This window comes from Actinomadura sp. NPDC048394, assembly GCF_040651755.1.
Taxonomy (GTDB): Bacteria; Actinomycetota; Actinomycetes; order Streptosporangiales; family Streptosporangiaceae; genus Spirillospora; species Spirillospora montaniterrae.
In genome coordinates, this window is the sequence record NZ_JBEZJL010000035.1 from 64,663 (window position 1) to 84,826 (window position 20,164).

Here is a 20,164-nt window from a genome sequence, read left to right on the forward strand (position 1 = left end):
GATCGCTCCATACTCGCGAGTAGCCCGGATCGCCGGTCCGGTCGTCTCGGCACGCCCCCCGCCGCGGTTCCACCCCCAGCGAGAGGATCCCTGTGTCGTCCCTGTTCAAGCGGCTGGCCGTGCTGTCCCTGTCGGCGGGCCTCGCCGGCACCGCCCTGGCGGCCGCGTCCGCCGCGTCCGCGCAGGCCGCCCCGAAGCCGCGCGCCCAGGCGTCCGCCGCCGACGCGCCGCCCGCCACGCTGGACCTGTCGGACTGCCCCGACGTCCTGCCGGTCGGCGCCGACCCCGCGGACTGGTTCTGCAACGTGCTGGTGACCAACGCGGGCCGCATGAAGATCGGCGGCATCGACCAGCAGATCACCGCGCCGATGCGGATCACGCTGCTGTCCGGCACCGACCCGAGGACCGGGGCGGAGATCTCCAAGTTCGTGAAGATGCGCAGCACCGCGATGACCGTCGCGGGCGGCGCCCTCGGCATCCCCGGCACCGAGAAGATCCCGCTGTTCGCGCTGAAGGTGAAGCCCCAGTACGCGGGGAAGATCGACCTCGACATCGTCGACCGGAAGACCCGGCTCGACCTGAAGATCAAGCTGATCAACCAGCTGCTCGGCGACACCTGCTACGTCGGCTCCGACACCGCGCCGATCTCCCTCGACCTGGACCTGGCGGACATCACGCCGGCCCCGGGCCCGGACGGCACGTTCTGGGTCAAGATCAACGCCACCGACGACACGTTCGCCGTGCCGAAGACCAACGGCTGCGGCTTCGCGGCGCCGATCGCCGACCTCCGCGGCGGCCTCCCGTCCGCGTCCGGCGCCAACCACGCGCAGCTGACCTCGTACTTCGGCGGCAAGCAGTACTCGGAGATGTACCCGAAGATGTCCGCCCGCACGAAGTAACGCCCCCCCCGGGCCCGCGCCCCCTCCCAGCGCGGGCCCACCGTGGCGCTCTGGGTGCGTCTGATGCGGGAACCCTACGGGGGTGCCGTACGTTGGCCCGGGACGTAAGCGTATGGCGTACTCCTACGAAGGGGAGCTTCCCATGGTGATCCGTTCCGCGAGCGACCTGGCCGACTTCCTCGTCGGGTACACCCGCGACATGGCCGTCTCCGATGAGGAGCCGGGCGCGATCCTCGACCGCTACTTCGTGCCGGAGTTCGCCTACTGCAACGACGGGCTCGTGATCGACCGGCGGCGGATGATCGACCACGTCGGGCCGGTCCGCAAGAACGTCGACCGGGACGGGATGGCCGCCGCGGACCTGGCGGGGCTGGAGATCCACGAAGCGCTGGTCTCGGGCGACCGGTTCGCGGCCCGGTACACGCTCCGCACCCGGATGCGGAAGGGGCGGACGTTCGCCGCCGAGATCTACATGTTCGGGCGGCTGGCGCCGGACGGCCGCATCGAGCGCGTCGACCAGGTGACCCGGGAAATAGATCAGGGATTTAAATAAATCGGTGATATATTTGCCGGGTTCCGCGCGCTCGTTCGCAGGAGGCGACGATGGCCAGGGGGTTTCCGCTGGAGCCGGTACCGATCCGGGTGCCGGACGGTGTGCTCGACGATCTGCGGCGGCGGTTGGAGTTGACGCGCTGGCCGGACGACGCGGGTAACGACGACGGCTACTACGGCGTGAAGCGCACCTACCTGCAGGGGCTCGTCGAGTACTGGCGGGACGGGTACGACTGGCGCAAGGCCGAGGCCGCCATCAACGCCTACGAGCACTACCGCATCGACGTCGAGGGCGTGCCGGTGCACTTCATGCGGCGTCCGGGCGCCGGTCCCGATGCGACGCCGCTGATCCTCACGCATGGCTGGCCCTGGACGTTCTGGCACTGGTCCAAGGTCGTCGACCCGCTGGCGGACCCGGGTGCGCACGGCGGCGATCCCGCCGAGGCGTTCGACGTGATCGTCCCGTCGTTCCCCGGGTTCGGGTTCTCGGGCCCGCTGCCGCATCACCCGGACATGAACTTCTGGAAGGTCGCCGACCTGTGGCACGTCCTCATGACGCGGACGCTCGGGTACGAGCGGTACGCGGCGGCGGGCTGCGACGTCGGGGCGCTGGTCACCGGCCAGCTCGGGCACAAGTACGCCGAGGAGCTGTACGGGATCCACATCGGGTCCGGCTTGAAGCTCACGCTGTTCAACGGCGACCGGGGGTGGGACATCACCGGCGGGCATCCCCTCCCGGACGGCCCGCCCGGCATCCGTGAGCGCGCCATCGAGATGGAGCGGCGGTTCGCGGTGCACCTCTCGGCGCACCTGCTGGAGTCGTCGACGCTGGCGTACGGGCTGTCGGACTCGCCCGCCGGGATGCTCGCCTGGATCCTGCAGCGGTGGACGCGGTGGAGCGACGACGGCGGCGACATCGAGACCGTCTTCACCCGGGACGACCTGCTCACGCACGCGATGATCTACTGGGTGACCAACTCGATCGGCACGTCGGTCCGGACGTACGCCAACAACAACCGGTACCCGTGGACGCCGTCGCACGACCGGTGGCCCGTGGTCGAGGCGCCCACCGGCATCACGTTCGTCGGCTACGAGAACCCGCCGGGCGTCACCACGGAGCAGCGGGTCGAGCACTTCGTCCGGAGCGACCGCGGCGGCTGGTACAACCACGTCAACCTGACCGCGCACGACCGCGGCGGCCATTTCATCCCGTGGGAGATCCCGGAGGAGTGGGTCGCCGACCTCCGCCGCACGTTCCGCGGCCGCCGCTGACCCGGTAGATTGCCCCGCGTCGATCGATCACACGGACTCGAGGAGTGAGGCCTGTGCCTGCGACCCGCTGACGGGCCGCTGCGCACCACCGGGCGGGACGCCGCGTCCCGCGTCCGGTGCCGGTTCCGGAGCGGCCCGAACACGCCGTTCCCTTTCACCTGACCAGTTGGGGTCTCCTCACCATGTTCGAATCCGACGTGCACGCCTACCTGCGTGCCGCCGCGGGCGTCGACGCCGTCCGCGTCCCGCCGTTCCTGGCCCGTTTCGACGAGCACAGCGACGGCCTCTTCTTCAACTACGCCATCCCGGACGACGGTGCCCGGCCCGCGCCGGGCGATGTCCGGGACCTGGTCGACGCGTTCGCGGAGCGGCACCGGACGCCGCGCCTGGAGTACCTGCCCGCGGCGGCGCCCGCCGTGGAGGCGGCGCTCCTCGCGGCCGGGTTCGCGGCGGAGCGGCGCCTGCCGATCCTCACGTGCGCCGGTACGCCGCCGATGCCGGCCGTGGACGGCGCGATCGAGATCGTCCGGGCCGCGGACGACCAACTGCTGTGGCAGGTCGCGCGGGTGCAGAGCGAGGCGTACGGCATGCCGGACGCCACCGCGCACGACGTGGCGCGGCTGCGCGGCGTCGCCGAGCGGGGCGGCCTGATCGCCCTCGCCAGGGACGCGGCGACCGGCGAGGGCGCCGGCGCCGGCCAGTTCGGGCCGCCGCACGAGGGCGTCAGCGAGCTCGCGGGCGTCGGCGTCCGCGCGTCCCACCGGCGGCGCGGGATCGCGGCGGCGCTGACGGCGTGGCTCACCCGCGAGGGACGCGACGCCGGGATCACCACGCCGTTCCTCATGCCGGACAACGACGGCGCGGAGCGCATCTACCGCCGCGCGGGCTACGAGCGCGCGGCCGAGATCCTGCACATCTCGCGGCCGTAGGCGGCAGCGGGGCCCGGTCCCGGCCGGGTCCCGCTCACGCCGGCTTGCGGGCCTCGAAGAGGGTGCGGGACGAGTGCGCGACGAACGACCCGTCGCGCCGGATCAGCTCGTCCATGTCCCGGAGCCGGTCGCGGTACCGGTCGACGGTGAAGCCGGGAACGATCCAGATCACCTTGCGCAGGAAGTAGACGACGGCGCCGATGTCGAGGAACTCCATGCGGAGCCGTTCGGCGCGCAGGTCGACGATGTCGAGGCCGGCGGCGCGGGCGTCCGCGCTCTCGATCTCCGGGTCGCGTTTGGCGCGCGCCTCGGGCTGCGGGCCGAGGAAGTACTCGGTCACCTCGAAGACGCTGGCGGGGCCGACGTGCTGGGCGAAGTACGTGCCGCCGGGCGCGAGGACGCGGGCGATCTCCGGCCACTCGACGACGGCCGGATGGCGGCTGGTGACCAGGTCGAACGCGCCGTCCGCGAACGGCAGCGGCGGCTCGTCGGGGTGGACGACGACCGCCGCGCCCCGCGGGTGCAGCAGCCGGGTCGCCCTGGCGACGTTCGGCGGCCACGCCTCGGTCGCGACCATCGTCGGCGGGAACGCCTCGGCCTCGGCGAGCACCTCGCCGCCGCCGGTCTGCAGGTCCAGCGCGGCGGTGGCCCGCGCGAGCCGCGCGCTCATCAGCCGCTGGTACCCCCAGGAGGGACGCTGCTCGGTCGCCCGGCCCTCCAGCCAGGAGAAGTCCCAGCCGTCGACCGGGGCGGCGGCGGCCTCGTCCACCAGGTCGTCGAACGTGCGGTCCATGGGGCCATGCTCGCAGCCGGGTCAACCGGTTTGATCGGGCGCGTCGCGCCGGACCCGCCCGGCCACCTCGATGAGGCCGCCCGGCCGCGGCGCCGTCATGATCTGCGAGCCGCGCCCCTGCGTGACGGTGAGCGGGCGCCCGAGCCGGGCCGTGAGCAGCAGCGCGGCGGCGCCGGTCGCCTCGTCCTCGGCGATGCCGTCGCCGCGGCCGGGGAACCCGCGGGCGCGGACCCGGCCGGACGGCTCGTCCTGCCAGGCCCACGCGTAGATCCACTCGCCGGGCGGCGGGACGGGCAGCGCGTCGACCTCCTCGGCGGACCCGTACTCGCGCAGCGTGCGGCCGGGCGCCCACTCGGCGCGGCCCGCGATCCAGGTGAGGTCGCCGTCGCGCCGGACGTCCACCACGCCCGCCGCCGTGACCAGGGCGGGCACCCCGAGCAGCCACGCGGCGCCGACGCACGGGTGCCCGGCGAACGGCAGCCGCGCGGACGGCGTGTAGATGTCGATCGCGCCGCGCGCGGCGTCGTCGACGAAGATCGTCTCGCTGAAGCCCAGGTCCTTCGCGACCGCCTGGCGGCGGGCCTCGCCGGGGACGGCGGCGCCGTCGCGGACGACCCCGAGCCGGTTGCCGTGCGCGCCGTCCGGCCCGCAGAAGACGCGCAGCACCTCGTGATCGATCATCGGGCCAGTCAACCACGCTGCGGTGACAACGCGCGGTTGTCGATCCGGCCGGACGGCTGTTGGACGCGGCGCCCCGGCGGGCGGTGGGATGTCCGCCGTGAACGCGAGCATTCAGGCCCTTCTGGTGATGGACGTCCAGCGCGTCGTGGCGGCGCAGCTCGGGGACCGGGCGGACCGGTACCTCGCGCGGCTGGCGGAGACGGTGGCGGCGGCCCGCGCGGCGGGCGTCGCGGTGATCCACGTCCGGGTCGTGCACCGCGACGGGCACCCGGAGATCGGGCCGCTGAACAAGCCGTTCCGGGGGCTGACCGGCACCGACGTCCTCACTGAGTCGAACCCGGAGAGCGAGATCCATCCGGCGGTCGCGCCGCTGCCCGGCGAGCCCGTCCTCGACAAGCGCTTCTTCAGCGCGTTCGCCGGCACGGACCTGGACGCGCTGCTCCGCGCGCGCGGCGCCGGGACGCTCGTGCTGACCGGCCTCGCGACCAGCGGCGTCGTCATCAGCACGCTGCGGGACGCGACGGAGCGGCAGTACGCGCAGATCGTCCTGTCGGACGGGTGCGACGACGCCGACGAGGAGATGCACCGGTTCCTGGTGGAGCGGTTCTTCCCGCGCGAGGCCGACGTCATGACGAGCGCGCAGTGGGTCGCCGGCCTCGCCGCTCAGTGACCCATGACGAGGAAGACGACACCGGCGACCACGTGCGCGACGACGGTCACCACGAGCATGACCATGAACAGGTACTTGGCGGTCGGGTGGTCGAACTGCGAGCCCTTCCGGGCCCCCTGCGCGGAGCGGTCCTGGGCCTGCTGCTCCAGTTCGTCCAGGGACGGCAGGAAGGACGGCCGTCGGAGCGCCATGCGTTCCCCTCTCAGCCCATGACGGCGAACAGGACGCCGCCGATGACGTGCGCGGCCACGGTCACGACCAGCAGCCCGATGAACAGGTACTTGGCGGTGGGGTGGTCGAACTGGCCGCCGCCGCGGGGGCGGGGCTCGAGCTCGGCCTGGCGGCGGGCGATGCGCTCTTCCAGGGGGGCCCTGCGGAACATGCGTCCTCCGTTGCCTCGCCAACCGTTGGTGTACAAAACGTTGCGGTAGTAACCTTTATAGCCGACGCCCCCGGCGAGTGGAGGAACCGTGGCACGTGATCTGGACGACGTCCCCGACCCGCTGGCGCTGGAGAACCAGGTGTGCTTCGCGCTGGTGGTGGCGTCGCGCAGCGTGCTCGCGCTCTACCGCCCGATCCTGGAGCCGATGGGGCTGACGCATCCGCAGTACCTGGTGATGCTGGCGCTCTGGGAGCACGGGCAGCTGTCGGTCAAGGAGCTGAGCCGGCTGCTGCAGCTCGACCCCGGGACGCTGTCGCCGCTGCTCAAGCGGCTGGAGTCCGCCGACCTGATCCGCCGCGAGCGCGACAGCCGGGACGAGCGGCTGCTCGCCGTCACCGTCACCGACGCGGGCCGGGCCCTGCGCGAGCGGGCGGAGAGGATTCCCGCCACGATCATGGAGCGGCTCGGCATGGGCCTGGACGAGCTGGAGGACCTGCACGGCACCCTCACCCGCGTCATCGCCGCCGCCACTCCCTGACGCAGCCGCCCTCTGACGCCGCCACTGCCTGTCGCCGCCGGCGACCCGTCCGGGGGTGCCCGGCTGGGATGATTCGGGCATGCGGTTCGGGATCCTGGGCGAGACCCGGGCGTGGCGGGACGGCGGGGAGGACGTGCCGCTCGGCGGCCCGGCCCGGCGGGCGCTGCTGGCGCTGCTGCTCGTCCGGCCCGGCGCGGCGGTCCCGGCGGACCGGCTGGCGGAGAGCGGGACGGCGGGCCACGCGCTGCACTCCCAGGTGTCGCGGCTGCGGGCGGCGCTCGGCCCGGACGCGCCGATCGAGCGGGCCGCCGGCGGCTACCGGATCGCAATCGACCCCGGCGACGTGGACGCGGGACGGTTCGAGCGGCTCGCGAACGCGGGCCGCGCCGCGCTGCGCGACGGCGACGCCGAGAAGGCCGCCGCGCTGCTCGGCGAGGCCCTGGACCTGTGGCGGGGCCCCGCACTCGCCGGCGTGCCGGGGGCCGAGGCCGAGGCGGCGCGGCTCGAGGAGCGCCGGCTCGGCGCCCTCGAGGACCGCATCGACGCCGACCTGCGCCGGGGCCGGGACCGCGACGTGGTGCCTGAGCTGCGGGAACTCGTCGAAAGGCATCCGCTGCGCGAGCGGCTCGCCGGGCTGCTGATGCGGGCGCTGCGGGACGGCGGCGGCCGGGCCGAAGCGCTGGCGGTGTTCGAGGAGACGCGGCGGCGGCTCGCCGACGAGCTCGGCGCGGATCCGTCCGCCGACCTCGCCGCCCTGCACCTGGACCTGCTGCGCGGCGACCCCGCCCCGGAACCGGTGCGGCCGCCCGCGCCGCTGACCCCGCTCATCGGCCGTGCCGAGGACGTCGACGGCGTCGCGGACCTGCTCGGCGCGGCGCGCCTGGTGACGCTGACCGGGCCCGGAGGCGTCGGGAAGACGCGGCTGGCCGTCGAGGTGGCGGGCCGGGCGGACCCGGCGGGGCCCGGCGCGGTGGGGCCCGCGTGCTTCGCCGAGCTGGCGCCGCTGCGGGAAGGCGCGTCCCTGCCCCGCGCTCTGCTCGGCGCCCTCGGCCTGCGCGAATCGGGCCTGCAGGCCGCGGACGCCGCGAAGGACCCCGCGGACCGGCTGGCCGCGGCGCTCGCCGACCGGACCCTGCTGCTCGTCCTGGACAACTGCGAGCACATCGTGGGCGCGGTCGCCGCGCTCGCCGGGCGGCTGCTCGCCGCGTGCCCGGGACTGCGCGTCCTCGCGACGAGCCGCGAACCGCTCGGCATCACCGGCGAGCACCTGTGGCCCGTCCGCCCGCTGGACGGCGACGCCGCCGTCCGGCTGTTCACCGCGCGGGCGTCCGCGGTCCGGCGCGGGTTCGCGGCGGACCCGCGGGCCGTCCGGCGGATCTGCGCGGCGCTGGACGACCTGCCGCTGGCGATCGAGCTGGCGGCGGCGCGGCTGCGCACCATGGACGTCGCCGACCTCGCGGGACGGCTCGGCGACCGGCTCGGCGTCCCGTCGCGCCGCGGCCGCACGGCGGACGAGCGGCACCGGACGCTGCGCGCCGTCGTCGCGTGGAGCTGGGATCTGCTGACCGGCGACGAGCGGCGCGTCGCGGAGCGCTTCACGGTCTTCGCGGGCGGCGCGACGCCGGACGCGGCGCGGCGGGTGTGCGGCGACACCGGCGGCACCGGCGACACCTACGATGCCGGCGACGCGCTGGAGTCGCTCGTCGACAAGTCGCTGCTGGAGCTGTCCGGCGGCCGGTACCGGATGCTGGAGACGATCCGCGCGTACGGCGCCGAACGCGCCGGGGCGCTCGATGAGGTACGGAAGGCGCACGCGCGGCATTTCCTTGAGCTGGCGCAGCGCGCCGACCCGCACCTGCGGAGCGCGGACCAGCTCGACTGGCTGCGGATCCTCGCCGCCGAGCACGGCAACCTGCTCGCCGCGCTGAGCTGGGCGATCGAGGCGCGCGACGTGCCGGCCGGGCTGCGGCTGTCGGCGGCGACGTCGAGCTATTCGTGGATCCGCGGCGCGTCCATCGCCGCGCAGGCCGCCGCGCTGCTGGAGGTGCTGGACGCCGCGTCGCCGGACGCCCCGGAGCCCGTCCCGCCGCCCGGCCTGGAAGAGGAGTACGCGACGTGCGTCCTGCACGCGGGGTCCGGCGCGCCGGGCCGCGACGCGTGGCGGCGGCATCGCGCGGCGGCGGAGGCGGCGCTCGCGGCGGCGTGGGCGGGCGGTACCGGCCGCCACCCGGCCGTCCCCTTCCTGTGGATGATGCGCAGGGCGGACGAACCGGACGCGCATTCGGCGTTCGCGCTGGTCCTCGCCCAGCGGGACGGCCCGGACCCGTGGGCGCGCGCCGCCGCGCACTTCATCGCCGGGTTCGAGCCGCTCGCCACCGGCGACCCGGACGGCGCCGGGCGGGAGTTCGGCGCGGCGGCCGCCGGGTTCCGCGCGCTCGGCGACCGCTGGGGCACCGCGCTGGCGCTGGACGCGCTGGCCGGGCTCGCGGCGTACCGCGGCGACCGCGCGGAGGCGATCGCGCTCACCGACGAGGCGCTCGCCCTCACCGAGCGGCTCGGGGCGCTGGACGACACCGCCGACCTGCTCGTCAACCGGGGCGACCACCAGCTGGAGTCGGACCGGGAGGCGGCCCGGGCCGACTACGAGCGCGCGGCGTCCGTCGCGCGCCGCGCGGGCAGCCCCACCTATCTCGCGGCGGCGCTGCGCGGCCTCGGCGACATCGCGCTCCTCGACGGCGACCTCGACGCCGCCGGACGGCTGTACGCCGACGCCCTCGCGCGCTTCGACCCGTACTGGATCAAGAGCGTCGGCGGGCGGGCGGCCGCGCTCATCGGGCTCGGGCGCGTCGCCGCCGCGCACGGCGACCGCGCCGCCGCGCGGGCCCGGTACCGGGAGGCGGCCGGCGCGGCGGCCACGATGGGCGCGTTCATCGAGGCCGCCCGCGCGATCGAGGCCCTCGCCGGGCTGGAGGCCGCCGGGGACGAGCCGGAGCGCGCCGCCCGGCTGCTCGGAGCGGCGGCGGCCCTGTGCGGCCCGCTGCCCGGGACGGTCCCGGACGCGGCGGCCGGGCACCCCGCCGCCTACGCGGAGGGAACCGCGCTGACCAGGGCGGACGCCCTGCGCCTCGCGGGCCTCCCCGCCCCGGTCGTCGAAGCCGCGGACCGGCGGTGAGCCCGCGCCCGGCAGAAGCGGGCCGCGCGGTGAGCGGCGGCGGGTGCGTGGTGAGCGGCGGTGAGTGCGCGGTGAGCTCGCGGTGAGCGCGGCCCGGCACGCTCGTCGGCATGAAGAACGTCCTGATCTCCGGCGCGTCGGTCGCCGGCCCCGCGCTCGCCCACTGGCTCGCCCGCTACGGCTTCACCACCACGATCGTCGAGAACACCGCGGGCTTCCGCGGCGGCGGCTACGCCGTCGACTTCCGCGGTGACGCGCACCTCACCGTCCTGCGCCGCATGGGCCTCCTCGATGCCATCGAGCGCGCGAAGACCGGCATGGGCGCGATGGCCTACGTGAACAAGGACGGCCGGCCCGTCGCGTGGATGCCGGCCGACCTGTTCGCCGGGGACGTCGAGATCCTCCGCGGCGACCTCGCCCGCATCCTCCACGACGCCACCTGCGGTACCACCGAGTACGTCTTCGGCGACTCCATCGCGTCCCTCGACGAGGACGCGGGCGGGGTGACCGTCACCTTCGAGCGGTCCGCGCCCCGCAGGTTCGACCTGGTCATCGGCGCGGACGGGCTGCACTCCAACGTCCGCCGCCTCGCGTTCGGGCCGGAGGAGCGGTTCGTCCAGGGGCTCGGCGTGCACTGCGCGATCTTCACCGTCCCCAACCACCTCGGGCTGCAGTACGCGGGGCACGTCTACCGGACGGGCGGGCAGCTCGCGTCCGTCTACAGCGCCCGCCACAACACCGAGGCCAGGGCCGCGTTCTACTTCGGGTCGCCGGACACGGACGTCCACCGGCGCGACGTCGCGCGGCAGCAGGAGATCCTCACCGAGCGGTTCGCCGGGACGGGCTGGGAGTGCGACCGGCTGCTCGCCGAGATGCGGCGCGCCCCCGACTTCTACTTCGACTCGGTCGGGCAGGTCCGCATGGACGCCTGGTCGCGGGGCCGGGTCGCGCTCCTCGGCGACGCCGCGTACTGCCCGTCGTCCCTGTCGGGCATGGGCACCGGCCTCGCCATGGTCGGCGCCTACGTGCTCGCGGGCGAGCTGGCCGCCGCGCGCGGCGACCACCGCGTCGCCTTCGCGCGCTACGAGGACGTCCTGCGCGGCTACGCGGCGGGCTGCCAGAAGATGGGCGACGGCGTCGCCAAGCTGATGATGCCGTCGAGCCGCGCCGTGGTCGCGCTGCTGAACCGGTACTACAAGCTGCTGCCGTACCTGCCGGGCAAGAACATGGCCGCCAAGATCGGCCGCAGGACCGCCGAGGCGATCGACCTGCCCGACTACGCCGGCGTCCCTACGCGGCCGACGTCGTGAGCCGCTGGATGGTGATCTTCAGCTTGGGCCTGCCGTCGCCGGCCCCCATGGCGCTGCTGCCGTCCGTGCCCGCTTTCGCCACCTTGTCGACGACGTCCATCCCGGACGTGACGTGCCCGAACACCGTGTAGTCGGCGGGGATCTCCGCGTCGCCGTAGACGATGAAGAACTGGCTGCCGTTGGTGTTCGCGCCCGCGTTCGCCATGGCGACGGTCCCGCGCGTGTACTTGGCGCCGGACGTGTTCTCGTTGGCGAAGCTGTAGCCGGGACCGCCCGATCCGGTCCCGGACGGGTCGCCGCACTGGAGCACCTTGAGGGCGTTCGACGTGGTGAGCCGGTGGCAGGACGTCCCGTCGTAGAACTTCTTCCCCGCCAGGAACATCAGCGAGTTCACGGTGCAGGGCGCCTTGGCCCCGTCCAGGTCCATGTCGATGGCGCCGAGGTTCGTGCTCAGCCGGGCGTGGACGGTCGCGGCGGGCTTCGCGGTGGCCGGCGGCGTCCCGACGTTCTTCGCCTCGCCGGTGGTCGACGGCGTGTAGACGCAGTCGCCGCCTGCGCCGACGGTGCCGCCGGAGGGGGTCGTCCGGCTCGCCGAGGGTTCGCCGCCCTTGCCGTCGCGGTTCCCGAGCAGGACGGCGGCGGTGGTCATCCCCGCGACCAGCAGCGCCACGGCGGCGACCGCGCCCGCGATGACCAGCGCTCTCCCGCCCTTCCCCGGCCCCGGCCGTCCGGACGGGACGGTCTGCCCGGGCGGGAAGAACGGCGGCCCGCCCGGCGCCGTTCCCATACCGGGCGGCATCGGCGGCGTCGCGCCGAGCGGCCCTCCGAGAGGCCCTCCGGGCGGGGCGGGGGCGGGCGGCGGGAGCGTCGCGGCCGTCAGCGTCGCCGCCGCCGAGGAGCCCTCCTCCAGCAGGTGCGCCCCGGGCCCGTCCTCGCCGAGCAGCCGGACCAGCACCTGCAGCGCCGTCGGGCGCCGCGCCGGGTCCTTCTCCAGGCACGCCGCGACCACCGCGCCGACCTCGCCGCCGAGCACGCCCAGCGCGGGCGGCGCGTACAGCACCCGATGCATGATCGCCGGGACGGTGTCGGTGCCGAACGGCGGCGCCCCGTTCGCCGCGTAGGCCATGGTGCAGCCCCACGCGAACATGTCCAGCGGAGGCCCGCCCGCCGCGCCGGACACCTGCTCGGGCGCCATGTACGCGGGCGTGCCGACCGCGCCCGTCATCGTCGCGGACGTGGCCTCCAGCGGCCGCGCGATGCCGAAGTCGATGACCTTCGGGCCGTCCGGGCCGAGCAGCACGTTGGCGGGCTTGAAGTCGCGGTGCACGACGCCCGCCTCGTGGATCGCCGCCAGCGCCGTCGCCGTGCCGATGGCGAGCCGCCGCAGCTCCGGCTCCGGCAGCGGCCCGCGCCCGCCGACGAGCTCCCGCAGCGACGGCCCGTCGATGTACTCGCTGACGATGTAGGGCGCGTCGCCCCCGGCCTCCGCCACGAGGACCCGCGCGGTGCAGAACGGCGCGACCCGCCGCGCCGCCGACAGCTCCCGCTCGAACAGCGTCCGGGCCCGCTCGTCGCCGTCGACCGCCGCGCGCAGCACCTTCACCGCGACGCGCTCGCCGTCCTCGGACTCGCCGAGGTAGACGGTCCCCTGCGCGCCCTCGCCGATCAGCCCGGTCAGCCGGTACCCGCCCGTCTCGCGCGGGTCGTTCGGACGCAGCGGCCGTGGCTCCGCCATACGCGGACCTCCAAGACAAGCGGGGCTGGAAAGCCTACCGATCTTTTCCGGGACTCCTCCGCCGGAGGCGGTCACGTCCGTGCCGCGCGATCCGTCAGTGCAGTGGACGACCCGATCGGCCTGAGGAGACCGTGATGAGCAAGCTGGACATGACGTCGATGTACACCTTCCACGACGCGCTGCGCCGGGACCTGCGGCACATCGCCGAGGTCACCGCCCGTCCGGACGACGACCCCCGGCGCGTGCTGGCCACCGCGGCGGGCTGGGAGCTGTTCAAGAAGGCGCTGCACGCCCACCACACCGCGGAGGACGAGGCGCTGTGGCCGGTGATGCGCGAGGCCCTCGCCGGACGCCCGGACGGCCTGGCGCTGCTGGACGCGATGGAGGCCGAGCACGCCGCGGTGGACCCGGTGATCGAGGCGATCGACGCGGCGCTCGCCGACCGCGAGTCCGGGCCCGCGCGGCTCGGCGAGCTCGCGGACACCCTGGCGACCGCGCTGGGCGGGCACCTCAAGCATGAGGAGGACGAGGCGCTCGCGCTGATCGATGCGACGCTGTCCGAGGCGCAGTGGGTGGAGTTCGGCCAGGCCAGCGGGAAGTACGTGGGGCCGGACGGCCCGCGCGTCATCCCGTGGATGCTGGACGGCGCGTCCGAGAACGCGGTGGCGGCGATGCTGGCGCCGCTCCCCGAACCGGTCCGCGCGGCCTACACGAACGAGTGGGTGCCCGCCTACCACGCCCTCGACCTGTGGGCCGCCCGCGCCTGAGGGAGGCCGCGCAGGACCGGGTCGATCTCGCCGCGTTGGACGGGCGCGTCCTCGTCCTCCCCGGCGTGCGTCCGGTCAGGGGGTGGTGCGGCGGGCGTGCTCGGCCAGTTCGAGGTCGATGAACGCGCCGATCATCGCCCGCCACACCGCCTCGGCGACGTCGGGGGACAGGCCGGCGGACGCGGCGCGCTCCCGGGCCAGGGCGACGACCTGCTCGACGCGGCCGGGCGCGCGGACGGCGCCCGCGTCGGCCTTGAACGCCGCCGCGGCCCGGACGAGCGACTGCCGCTCGGCGAGCAGCCGGACGAGGTCGCCGTCGATCGCGTCGATGCGGGCGCGGACCTCCGAGAGCGAATCCATGCCGGGATCCTGGCAGGAAGGCCCGCCGGCCGTCACTTCGAGGACGCGGCGATGAGGTCCCGGTACCAGCCGTAGGACCGCTTCGGCGTCCGCTTCTGCGTCTCGTAGTCGACGTGGACGAGCCCGAAGCGCGGGTGGTACCCCTCGGCCCACTCGAAATTGTCGAGGAGGGACCAGGCGTAGTAGCCGCGGATGTCGATGCCGTCGTCGATGGCCGTCCGCATGGCGGCGATGTGCGCGTCGAGGAACTCGATGCGGGCCGTGTCGTCGACCGTGCCGTCGGGGCCGACCTCGTCGGGGAACGAGCAGCCGTTCTCGGTGATGTAGAGCGGCGGCAGCCCGTTCGAGTACCGCCCGCGCAGCGCGCGCAGCAGGGACAGGAATGCGTCGGGGACGATCGGCCAGCCCATTCCCGTCACCGGGTACCCGGTGACGTCGACCATGTCGAAGGGGAGCGGGCCGTCCGCGGGCGGCGCCTTCAGGCGGGTCGGCTGGTAGTAGTTCACGCCGAGGAAGTCGATCGGCGACGCGATGACCGACATGTCCAGGTCGTGGACGTACGGCGCGAGGCCCGCGCCGCCGAGCGCCCCGAGGTCGGGATAGGTGCCAGACAGGACCGGGTCGGTGAACATCCGGTTCATGAAGCCGTCGAAGGCGAGCGCGGCGTCGCGGTCGGCGGCGGACGACGGGTCGGCGGGCCAGGCGGGCGAGTAGTGGTTGGCCAGCCCGACGCGGCGGGCGCCGCGGCTGCGCAGCGCCGTGACGGCGAGGCCGTGGCCGAGGAGCTGGTGGTGGGCGGTCGGCAGCGCGTCCAGCATCAGGGTCCGGCCGGGCGCGTACACGCCGAACGCGTACCCGTAGGCCGTCACGACGACCGGCTCGTTCAGCGTGATCCACATGCCGACGCGGTCGGCGAGGCGGTCGGCGGCGCGGTAGGCGAACTCGGCGAACCGGTAGGCGGTGTCGCGGTTCATCCAGCCGCCCGCGTCCTCCAGCGGCTGCGGCAGGTCCCAGTGGTAGAGGGTGACGGCGGGGTCGATGCCCGCGGCGAGCAGCGCGTCGACGAGCCGGTCGTAGAAGTCGAGGCCGCGCGGGTTGGCGGCGCCGCTGCCGGACGGCTGGACGCGCGGCCACGCGATGGAGAACCGGTAGGAGTTCACGCCGAGGTCGCGCATCAGCGCGACGTCCTCCGGCCACCGGTGATAGTGGTCACAGGCGACGTCGCCGGTGTGGCCGTCCCGCACCCGGCCCGGCGTGTGGGCGAAGACGTCCCAGGTCGACGGCCCGCGGCCGTCCTCGTGCACGGCGCCTTCGACCTGGTAGGCGGCGGTCGCGACGCCCCAGCGGAAGCCCTCCGGAAGCCCCATCCGTCCCTTTCCCCTGGACGCGAATCGTCTTCGGACTTTACGGGGCGGGGTGGTCGCGGCGGAAGGGTCCCGTGACCGCGGGGTGGGGAACGGCGCACGGGCCATGACCGAGCATGGCCCGTTCGGGTGACAATGGTGGCGTGACCGAGATCCGCACACCGCTCCGCCGACGTCCCGCCCAGCGCCGCAGCGCCGAACGCGTCCAGCGGATGCTCGACGCGTGCGCGGACATCCTCGACGAGGACGGCTACGACGGCCTCACCACCACGCGGATCGCGCAGCGCGCCGAGGTCGCGATCGGGTCGGTGTACCAGTTCTTCCCGGACAAGCGGGCCGTCGCGCAGGCGCTCGCGCTGCGCAACCTGGAGGTGTTCGGGCAGCGGATCTCGGCGCGGCTCGCGGCCGGCGCGTTCGCGGACTGGTCCGACACCGTCGGCGTGATCATCGAGATCTTCGTCGAGATGCACCGCACCGTGCCGGGGTTCCGGGTGCTGCGCTTCGGCGACGTCGCCGACGTGAACCTGCTCGACTCCGACGCCGACAACAACGCGGTGGTCGCCGACCGGCTCCGCGAGATGATCGTCGAGACGTTCGGCGTGCAGGACACCCCCGGCCTCGCCACCGCCCTCGCCATCGCGGTGGAGGCGGGCGACGCGGTGCTCAAGATGGCCTTCCGCCGCGACCCGGACGGCGACCCGCTGATCGTCGCCGAGGCGGAGCGGCTGATCCACGGCTACCTCGCGGGGCACATCCAGGAGGCCTGACCCGCTCCTCCCGCCGGACACCCTTTGGTATTTCGCCCGGATATCGCCCTCAGCTCGCCGTTTATGGCAGACTCGCGCGAAAACGCGACGGGACGAGGGTGAGTTCGCTGGACGCAGAGCGGCTCCAGGCGCAGAACCGGCTGCTGATCCGGCAGCGGATCCGCCTGATGGTGAACCAGTACGAGGTGCACGCCGAGACCCCGGACGGCGGGGAGGGCGAACTGCTCGCGTTCGCGCAGCAGAAGCGGCTGGCGTTCAAGGAGCAGGTGACGCTCTACGCCGACGACTCCAAGACCCGCCCGATCCTCGGCTTCAAGGCGCGCAAGCGCATCGACCTGGCGTCGGCCTACGACATCACGGACGCGGACGGGCGCCCCATCGGCGTGTTCCGCAAGGACTTCAAGAAGTCGCTGATCGCCTCGACGTGGCATCTGGAGCAGCCGGGCCTCGGCGTGACGACGGGCAGCGAGCGCAACAAGTTCGTCGCGGTGCTGCGCCGCGTGTGGGGGTTCATCCCGTACGCGGAGAACCTGCCGTTCGCGTGGCCGTACCACTTCGACTTCTACGCGGGGGACCAGGTCGTCTTCTCGGTGGAGAAGAAGTTCGGCCTCCGCGACCGGTACGTCGTCGACATCAAGGACCCGCGCCTGGACCGCCGGCTCGTCGTCGCCCAGGCCGTCGGCCTCGACGCCCTCCAGTCCCGCTGACGCCTGCGGCCCGCGGTTCTGCGGCTCCCGGGCCTGCGCGCCGTGCCGCTACAGCCAGCCCTGGGCGCGGGCCGTGTGGACGGCCTCGATGCGGTTGCGGGCGCCGACCTTGTTGATGGCGGACGACAGGTAGTTGCGGACGGTCCCCTCCGACAGGTGCAGCCGGCCCGCGATGTCGGCGATCGTGGAGCCGTCCGCGCCCGCGTCCAGCACGTCGCGCTCGCGCGGCGACAGCGGGTTCGGGCCCGCGCTGAGCGCGGCGGCGGCGAGCGCCGGGTCGATGACGCGCTCGCCCGCGACGACCCGGCGGATCGCGGCGGCCAGCTCCTGCGCCGGGCCGTCCTTCACCAGGAACGCCGACGCGCCGGCCTCCATCGCGCGGCGCAGGTAGCCGGGGCGGCCGAACGTCGTCAGGATCATGATCTTGCAGTCGGGCACCGCGGCGCGGATCTCCGGCGCGGCGGCGAGACCGTCCCGGCCCGGCATCTCGATGTCCAGCAGCACGACGTCGGGCCTGGTCCGGGCGGCGACCGCGACGGCCTCCTCGCCGCCGGACGCCTCGCCGACGACCTCGAGGTCGGCCTCCAGGCCGAGCAGCGCGGCCAGGGCGCCGCGCACCATCCTCTGGTCCTCGGCGAGCATCACGCGGATCACTTGGCGGACTCTACCGCCGCCCTTTCCGCGCCGAGCGGGCCGAGCGGGACGCGCACCGCCAGCCGGAACCCGCCGCCGTCGCGCGGGCCGGCCGAGACGGTCCCGCCCGCGTCCGCGACCCGCTCCGCGAGGCCCTCCAGCCCGTGCCCCGGCGCGTGCCCCTCGGCGGCCGCGCCGCACCCGTCGTCGACGATCTCCAGGGTGGCCTCGCGGGCCGTCCGGCCGACGGTGATCGTGACGCGGCGGGCGCGGGCGTGCCGGACGATGTTGGTGACGCCCTCCCGGACGGCCCACCCGAACAGCCCGTCGACCTGGTCGGGCAGCGGCGTCCCCGGGCGCCGCACGACGGCCTCGACCTGGGCGGCCGCCAGCACCGCGCGGGCGCCGTCCAGCTCCTCGGCGAGGTCCCGCTGCCGGAAGCCGGAGATCGCGGCGCGGACGTCGGCGAGCGACTGGCGCGCCACCGACTCGATGTCGCTCACCTCCGCCATGGCGCGGGCGGTGTCCTGCTCGCCGAGCCGCCGCGCGAGCTCGCTCTTCAGCACGATCAGCGACAGGCTGTGGCCGAGCAGGTCGTGCAGGTCGCGGGCGATGCGCAGGCGCTCGTCGGCGGCGGCGAGCCGGGCGACCTCGCCGCGCGCGACGCGCAGCTGCTGGACGAGCGTGCGCGCGTGCCGGAACCCGACCATCATCAGCCCGAGCGACAGCGAGGTGATGGCGATGACCGGCAGCGCGCCCCGGGCGCCGCCGATCAGCAGGCACTGCAGCGAGGCGAGCGCGGTCGCGCCGCCGATGCCCCACAGCACCCAGTCCATCGGCAGCGCCATCGCGCAGATCATCGACAGGTAGACGGGGGTGCCGCCCCACTCGTCCCCGAACGCGAACGGCAGCACGGCGGTGATCACCGCGAACGCGGTGAGCAGCGCGTACGTGAGCCGCCCGACCGGGTCGACCCAGCTGCGCATGCTCAGCGGCGTCGCGTAGTACAGGCCGATGAAGGCGCCGAGCCCGAGCACGGCGAGGGCGAGCCGCGTCCCGCGGTAGCCGGCGACGACCTGGACGAGCGGGATCATGTAGATGAGCCCGAACGAGGACCAGAACGCGCGCCGCCGCCGGGACCGGCCCGGGTCGGGGCCGTCCAGATCTTCGCTGTCGAACAACCTCGTGGTCATGGCGCCTGAATCGTATGCCGATGCGCAGGTCGGGGGGTTAGTGAGCGTTGTCGTGGGTCCGGGATGACTTTTGTCATGGTCACCTTGCCCGCGCCTGGGGTCTGGCCTCCCCGCGCTTTACATGTTACGAAGGTATGTAAAGCGGTGGGCGGAGCACACCACGCGTCGCGACGGTGCGGCGCCACCCCGAGGAGGATCCCCCAGTGAGTTCCTACGACCTCTACTCCACGCCCGTGCCCACGGAGACGTGGAACGTACCGATGGCGGGCGACGCCCGGTTCACCTGGGAGTACGACGACGGCCGCGACCGGCTGCTGAGCCTGTACCAGAAGGGCAAGGACAAGCAGTGGGACGCGACGAAGCGCATCGACTGGGACCTCGAGGTCGATCCGATCAACGTCGCCGGGCTGCCGGAGAACTTCAACCCCCTCATCGGCTCCGACATCTGGGACAAGATGTCACAGAAGGAGCGTGACGAGTTCGGCCGCCACCAGGGATCCTGGCTGTTCAGCCAGTTCCTGCACGGCGAGCAGGGCGCGCTGAACGTGTCGGCGCGCATCGTCCAGTCCGTCCCGGACCTCGACTCGAAGTTCTACGCCGCCACGCAGACGATGGACGAGGCGCGGCACGTCGAGCTGTACTCCAAGTTCCTGCACGAGAAGATCGGGATGTACTACCCGATCAACCAGGACCTGGCGAAGCTGCTCGCCGAGTCGCTCGAGGACAGCCGCTGGGACCTGCCCTACCTCGGCATGCAGGTGCTCATCGAGGGCCTCGCGCTCGCCGCGTTCGGGCTGTACCGCGACATGTCGACGAACCCGCTGGTCAAGCAGCTGCTGGCGTACGTCATGCAGGACGAGGCGCGGCACGTCGCGTTCGGCCGGCTCGCGCTCAAGGACTACTACGCGCAGCTCACCGAGAAGGAGCGGGCCGAGCGCGAGGAGTTCGTCGTCGAGGGCTGCTACCTGATGCGCGACCGGTTCAAGGGCCGCGAGGTGTTCGAGCAGCTGAACATGCCGGTCGACAAGTGCATGGAATATGTCGACAACTCGGATATGTACACGCTCTATCAGTCGCTGCTCTTCAGCCGGATCGTCCCGTGCGTCCGGGACGTCGGCCTCTGGGGCGACAAGGTGAAGGCCGCCTATGCCGACATGGGCGTCCTCGACAATGCCAAGGCCGACCTCGAAGCGCTGATGCGGCAGGACGAGGAGATCGCCGAGAAGGTCGACGAGGAGAAGTACGCGGCCGAGCTGGCCGCCCGCAGGACCGAGGTCGACGAGGCCATCGCGCTCGGCGCGGAATGACGCCGGGGGCCGCACGGCCCGCGCGCCGGGAGTAACGGCGCGGTGAAACGCGGGGACGTCCACGGGCGTCCCCGCGTCGCATTTCCGTAGATCTTTACCGGCCTCCCCTGATCGATTCCCGTATTCGGCATGC

21 protein-coding genes are annotated in these 20,164 nt (G+C 73.9%); 12 read left to right on the plus strand and 9 right to left on the minus strand.

From position 1 onward, the window contains the following. The first annotated feature begins 92 nt into the window (after positions 1-92). The 4 genes from AB0C78_RS25615 (at position 93) to AB0C78_RS25630 (ending at position 3,652) form a co-directional block, all read left to right on the plus strand. Positions 93-899, plus strand: coding sequence for a hypothetical protein (locus AB0C78_RS25615; RefSeq protein ID WP_360752177.1), 807 nt, complete (start codon positions 93-95; stop codon positions 897-899). A 142-nt stretch (positions 900-1,041) separates the two neighbouring features. After that, positions 1,042-1,452, plus strand: coding sequence for a nuclear transport factor 2 family protein (locus AB0C78_RS25620; protein WP_360752179.1), 411 nt, complete (start codon positions 1,042-1,044; stop codon positions 1,450-1,452). A 50-nt stretch (positions 1,453-1,502) separates the two neighbouring features. After that, positions 1,503-2,723: an epoxide hydrolase gene (locus AB0C78_RS25625; RefSeq protein ID WP_360752182.1), complete on the plus strand. Its 1,221-nt coding sequence runs from the start codon at positions 1,503-1,505 to the stop codon at positions 2,721-2,723. A 182-nt stretch (positions 2,724-2,905) separates the two neighbouring features. Further along, positions 2,906-3,652, plus strand: a complete 747-nt coding sequence (locus AB0C78_RS25630; RefSeq protein WP_360752184.1) for a GNAT family N-acetyltransferase — start codon at positions 2,906-2,908, stop codon at positions 3,650-3,652. A gap of 34 nt (positions 3,653-3,686) precedes the next feature. Here AB0C78_RS25630 and AB0C78_RS25635 read toward each other — a convergent pair whose 3' ends face one another. Then, a complete protein-coding gene (locus tag AB0C78_RS25635) occupies positions 3,687-4,445 on the minus strand; it encodes a class I SAM-dependent methyltransferase (RefSeq protein ID WP_360752186.1) in 759 nt (252 codons plus the stop codon). 21 nt (positions 4,446-4,466) lie between these two features. After that, positions 4,467-5,126, minus strand: a complete 660-nt coding sequence (locus AB0C78_RS25640) for a PhzF family phenazine biosynthesis protein (protein ID WP_360752189.1) — start codon at positions 5,124-5,126, stop codon at positions 4,467-4,469. Positions 5,127-5,223: 97 nt separating this feature from the next. Between AB0C78_RS25640 and AB0C78_RS25645 the strand changes: the two genes are divergently transcribed. After that, the gene (locus AB0C78_RS25645; protein ID WP_360752192.1) at positions 5,224-5,796 is read left to right on the plus strand and encodes a cysteine hydrolase; all 573 of its coding nucleotides are present in this window, start codon (positions 5,224-5,226) and stop codon (positions 5,794-5,796) included. Here AB0C78_RS25645 and AB0C78_RS25650 read toward each other — a convergent pair. Together AB0C78_RS25650 and AB0C78_RS25655 are read right to left on the minus strand one after the other, a co-directional pair. After that, a complete protein-coding gene (locus AB0C78_RS25650) occupies positions 5,790-5,987 on the minus strand; it encodes a hypothetical protein (RefSeq protein ID WP_360752194.1) in 198 nt (65 codons plus the stop codon). The genes AB0C78_RS25645 and AB0C78_RS25650 overlap by 7 nt on opposite strands. Positions 5,988-5,998: 11 nt before the next feature. After that, on the minus strand, positions 5,999-6,178 hold the full coding sequence (locus tag AB0C78_RS25655) for a hypothetical protein (protein WP_360752197.1): 180 nt from the start codon (positions 6,176-6,178) through the stop codon (positions 5,999-6,001). Positions 6,179-6,266: 88 nt separating this feature from the next. On the opposite strand from AB0C78_RS25655, the gene AB0C78_RS25660 reads away from it, so the two are divergent. From AB0C78_RS25660 to AB0C78_RS25670, 3 genes are all read left to right on the plus strand, one after another. Beyond that, entirely contained in the window at positions 6,267-6,716 is a 450-nt protein-coding gene (locus AB0C78_RS25660) for a MarR family transcriptional regulator (RefSeq protein ID WP_360752201.1), read from the plus strand. Between the two features lie 79 nt (positions 6,717-6,795). After that, positions 6,796-9,888 carry a BTAD domain-containing putative transcriptional regulator gene (locus AB0C78_RS25665; protein ID WP_360752204.1) on the plus strand — a complete coding sequence of 1,031 codons (3,093 nt, stop codon included), beginning with the start codon at positions 6,796-6,798 and terminating at the stop codon, positions 9,886-9,888. A gap of 110 nt (positions 9,889-9,998) precedes the next feature. Continuing rightward, positions 9,999-11,198 (plus strand): FAD-dependent monooxygenase, encoded by a 1,200-nt coding sequence (locus tag AB0C78_RS25670; protein WP_360752207.1) that lies wholly within the window; start codon positions 9,999-10,001, stop codon positions 11,196-11,198. On the opposite strand, the gene AB0C78_RS25675 is transcribed toward AB0C78_RS25670, so the two are convergent. After that, on the minus strand, positions 11,179-12,933 hold the full coding sequence (locus tag AB0C78_RS25675; protein WP_360752210.1) for a peptidylprolyl isomerase: 1,755 nt from the start codon (positions 12,931-12,933) through the stop codon (positions 11,179-11,181). The two genes, AB0C78_RS25670 and AB0C78_RS25675, sit on opposite strands and share 20 nt — an antisense overlap. Before the next feature lie 134 nt (positions 12,934-13,067). Between AB0C78_RS25675 and AB0C78_RS25680 the strand changes: the two genes are divergently transcribed. After that, a complete protein-coding gene (locus AB0C78_RS25680; RefSeq protein ID WP_360752213.1) occupies positions 13,068-13,700 on the plus strand; it encodes a hemerythrin domain-containing protein in 633 nt (210 codons plus the stop codon). Positions 13,701-13,775: 75 nt separating this feature from the next. Here the strand turns inward: AB0C78_RS25680 and AB0C78_RS25685 are convergent, their stop codons facing one another. Further along, positions 13,776-14,060, minus strand: coding sequence for a chorismate mutase (locus AB0C78_RS25685; protein ID WP_360752215.1), 285 nt, complete (start codon positions 14,058-14,060; stop codon positions 13,776-13,778). 32 nt (positions 14,061-14,092) lie between these two features. Further along, positions 14,093-15,427, minus strand: a complete 1,335-nt coding sequence (locus AB0C78_RS25690) for a GH1 family beta-glucosidase (RefSeq protein WP_360752218.1) — start codon at positions 15,425-15,427, stop codon at positions 14,093-14,095. 140 nt (positions 15,428-15,567) lie between these two features. Here AB0C78_RS25690 and AB0C78_RS25695 point away from each other — a divergent pair, with 140 nt between their 5' ends. Next, positions 15,568-16,191 carry a TetR/AcrR family transcriptional regulator gene (locus tag AB0C78_RS25695; protein WP_151546678.1) on the plus strand — a complete coding sequence of 208 codons (624 nt, stop codon included), beginning with the start codon at positions 15,568-15,570 and terminating at the stop codon, positions 16,189-16,191. A gap of 98 nt (positions 16,192-16,289) precedes the next feature. Then, the gene (locus AB0C78_RS25700) at positions 16,290-16,898 is read left to right on the plus strand and encodes a hypothetical protein (RefSeq protein WP_225992560.1); all 609 of its coding nucleotides are present in this window, start codon (positions 16,290-16,292) and stop codon (positions 16,896-16,898) included. A 48-nt stretch (positions 16,899-16,946) separates the two neighbouring features. On the opposite strand, the gene AB0C78_RS25705 is transcribed toward AB0C78_RS25700, so the two are convergent. After that, complete coding sequence (locus AB0C78_RS25705; protein WP_225992559.1) at positions 16,947-17,552, minus strand: response regulator transcription factor; 606 nt, start codon at positions 17,550-17,552, stop codon at positions 16,947-16,949. After that, positions 17,549-18,724, minus strand: a complete 1,176-nt coding sequence (locus tag AB0C78_RS25710; protein WP_360752223.1) for a sensor histidine kinase — start codon at positions 18,722-18,724, stop codon at positions 17,549-17,551. The genes AB0C78_RS25705 and AB0C78_RS25710 overlap by 4 nt, the downstream gene beginning before the upstream one ends. Positions 18,725-18,927: 203 nt before the next feature. Between AB0C78_RS25710 and AB0C78_RS25715 the strand changes: the two genes are divergently transcribed. Further along, entirely contained in the window at positions 18,928-20,031 is a 1,104-nt protein-coding gene (locus tag AB0C78_RS25715) for a ferritin-like domain-containing protein (RefSeq protein WP_360752225.1), read from the plus strand. Positions 20,032-20,164: the final 133 nt, after the last annotated feature.

What these genes read in the sequence shown, in the direction of transcription:
- AB0C78_RS25665 (WP_360752204.1), top strand. Translation starts at nt 6,796, where the DNA reads ATGCGGTTCGGGATCCTGGGCGAGACCCGGGCGTGGCGGGACGGCGGG.
- AB0C78_RS25710 (WP_360752223.1), bottom strand. Translation starts at nt 18,724, where the DNA reads ATGACCACGAGGTTGTTCGACAGCGAAGATCTGGACGGCCCCGACCCG.
- AB0C78_RS25625 (WP_360752182.1), top strand. Translation starts at nt 1,503, where the DNA reads ATGGCCAGGGGGTTTCCGCTGGAGCCGGTACCGATCCGGGTGCCGGAC.
- AB0C78_RS25655 (WP_360752197.1), bottom strand. Translation starts at nt 6,178, where the DNA reads ATGTTCCGCAGGGCCCCCCTGGAAGAGCGCATCGCCCGCCGCCAGGCC.
- AB0C78_RS25620 (WP_360752179.1), top strand. Translation starts at nt 1,042, where the DNA reads ATGGTGATCCGTTCCGCGAGCGACCTGGCCGACTTCCTCGTCGGGTAC.
- AB0C78_RS25635 (WP_360752186.1), bottom strand. Translation starts at nt 4,445, where the DNA reads ATGGACCGCACGTTCGACGACCTGGTGGACGAGGCCGCCGCCGCCCCG.
- AB0C78_RS25685 (WP_360752215.1), bottom strand. Translation starts at nt 14,060, where the DNA reads ATGGATTCGCTCTCGGAGGTCCGCGCCCGCATCGACGCGATCGACGGC.
- AB0C78_RS25690 (WP_360752218.1), bottom strand. Translation starts at nt 15,427, where the DNA reads ATGGGGCTTCCGGAGGGCTTCCGCTGGGGCGTCGCGACCGCCGCCTAC.
- AB0C78_RS25630 (WP_360752184.1), top strand. Translation starts at nt 2,906, where the DNA reads ATGTTCGAATCCGACGTGCACGCCTACCTGCGTGCCGCCGCGGGCGTC.
- AB0C78_RS25670 (WP_360752207.1), top strand. Translation starts at nt 9,999, where the DNA reads ATGAAGAACGTCCTGATCTCCGGCGCGTCGGTCGCCGGCCCCGCGCTC.
- AB0C78_RS25640 (WP_360752189.1), bottom strand. Translation starts at nt 5,126, where the DNA reads ATGATCGATCACGAGGTGCTGCGCGTCTTCTGCGGGCCGGACGGCGCG.
- AB0C78_RS25680 (WP_360752213.1), top strand. Translation starts at nt 13,068, where the DNA reads ATGAGCAAGCTGGACATGACGTCGATGTACACCTTCCACGACGCGCTG.
- AB0C78_RS25675 (WP_360752210.1), bottom strand. Translation starts at nt 12,933, where the DNA reads ATGGCGGAGCCACGGCCGCTGCGTCCGAACGACCCGCGCGAGACGGGC.
- AB0C78_RS25650 (WP_360752194.1), bottom strand. Translation starts at nt 5,987, where the DNA reads ATGGCGCTCCGACGGCCGTCCTTCCTGCCGTCCCTGGACGAACTGGAG.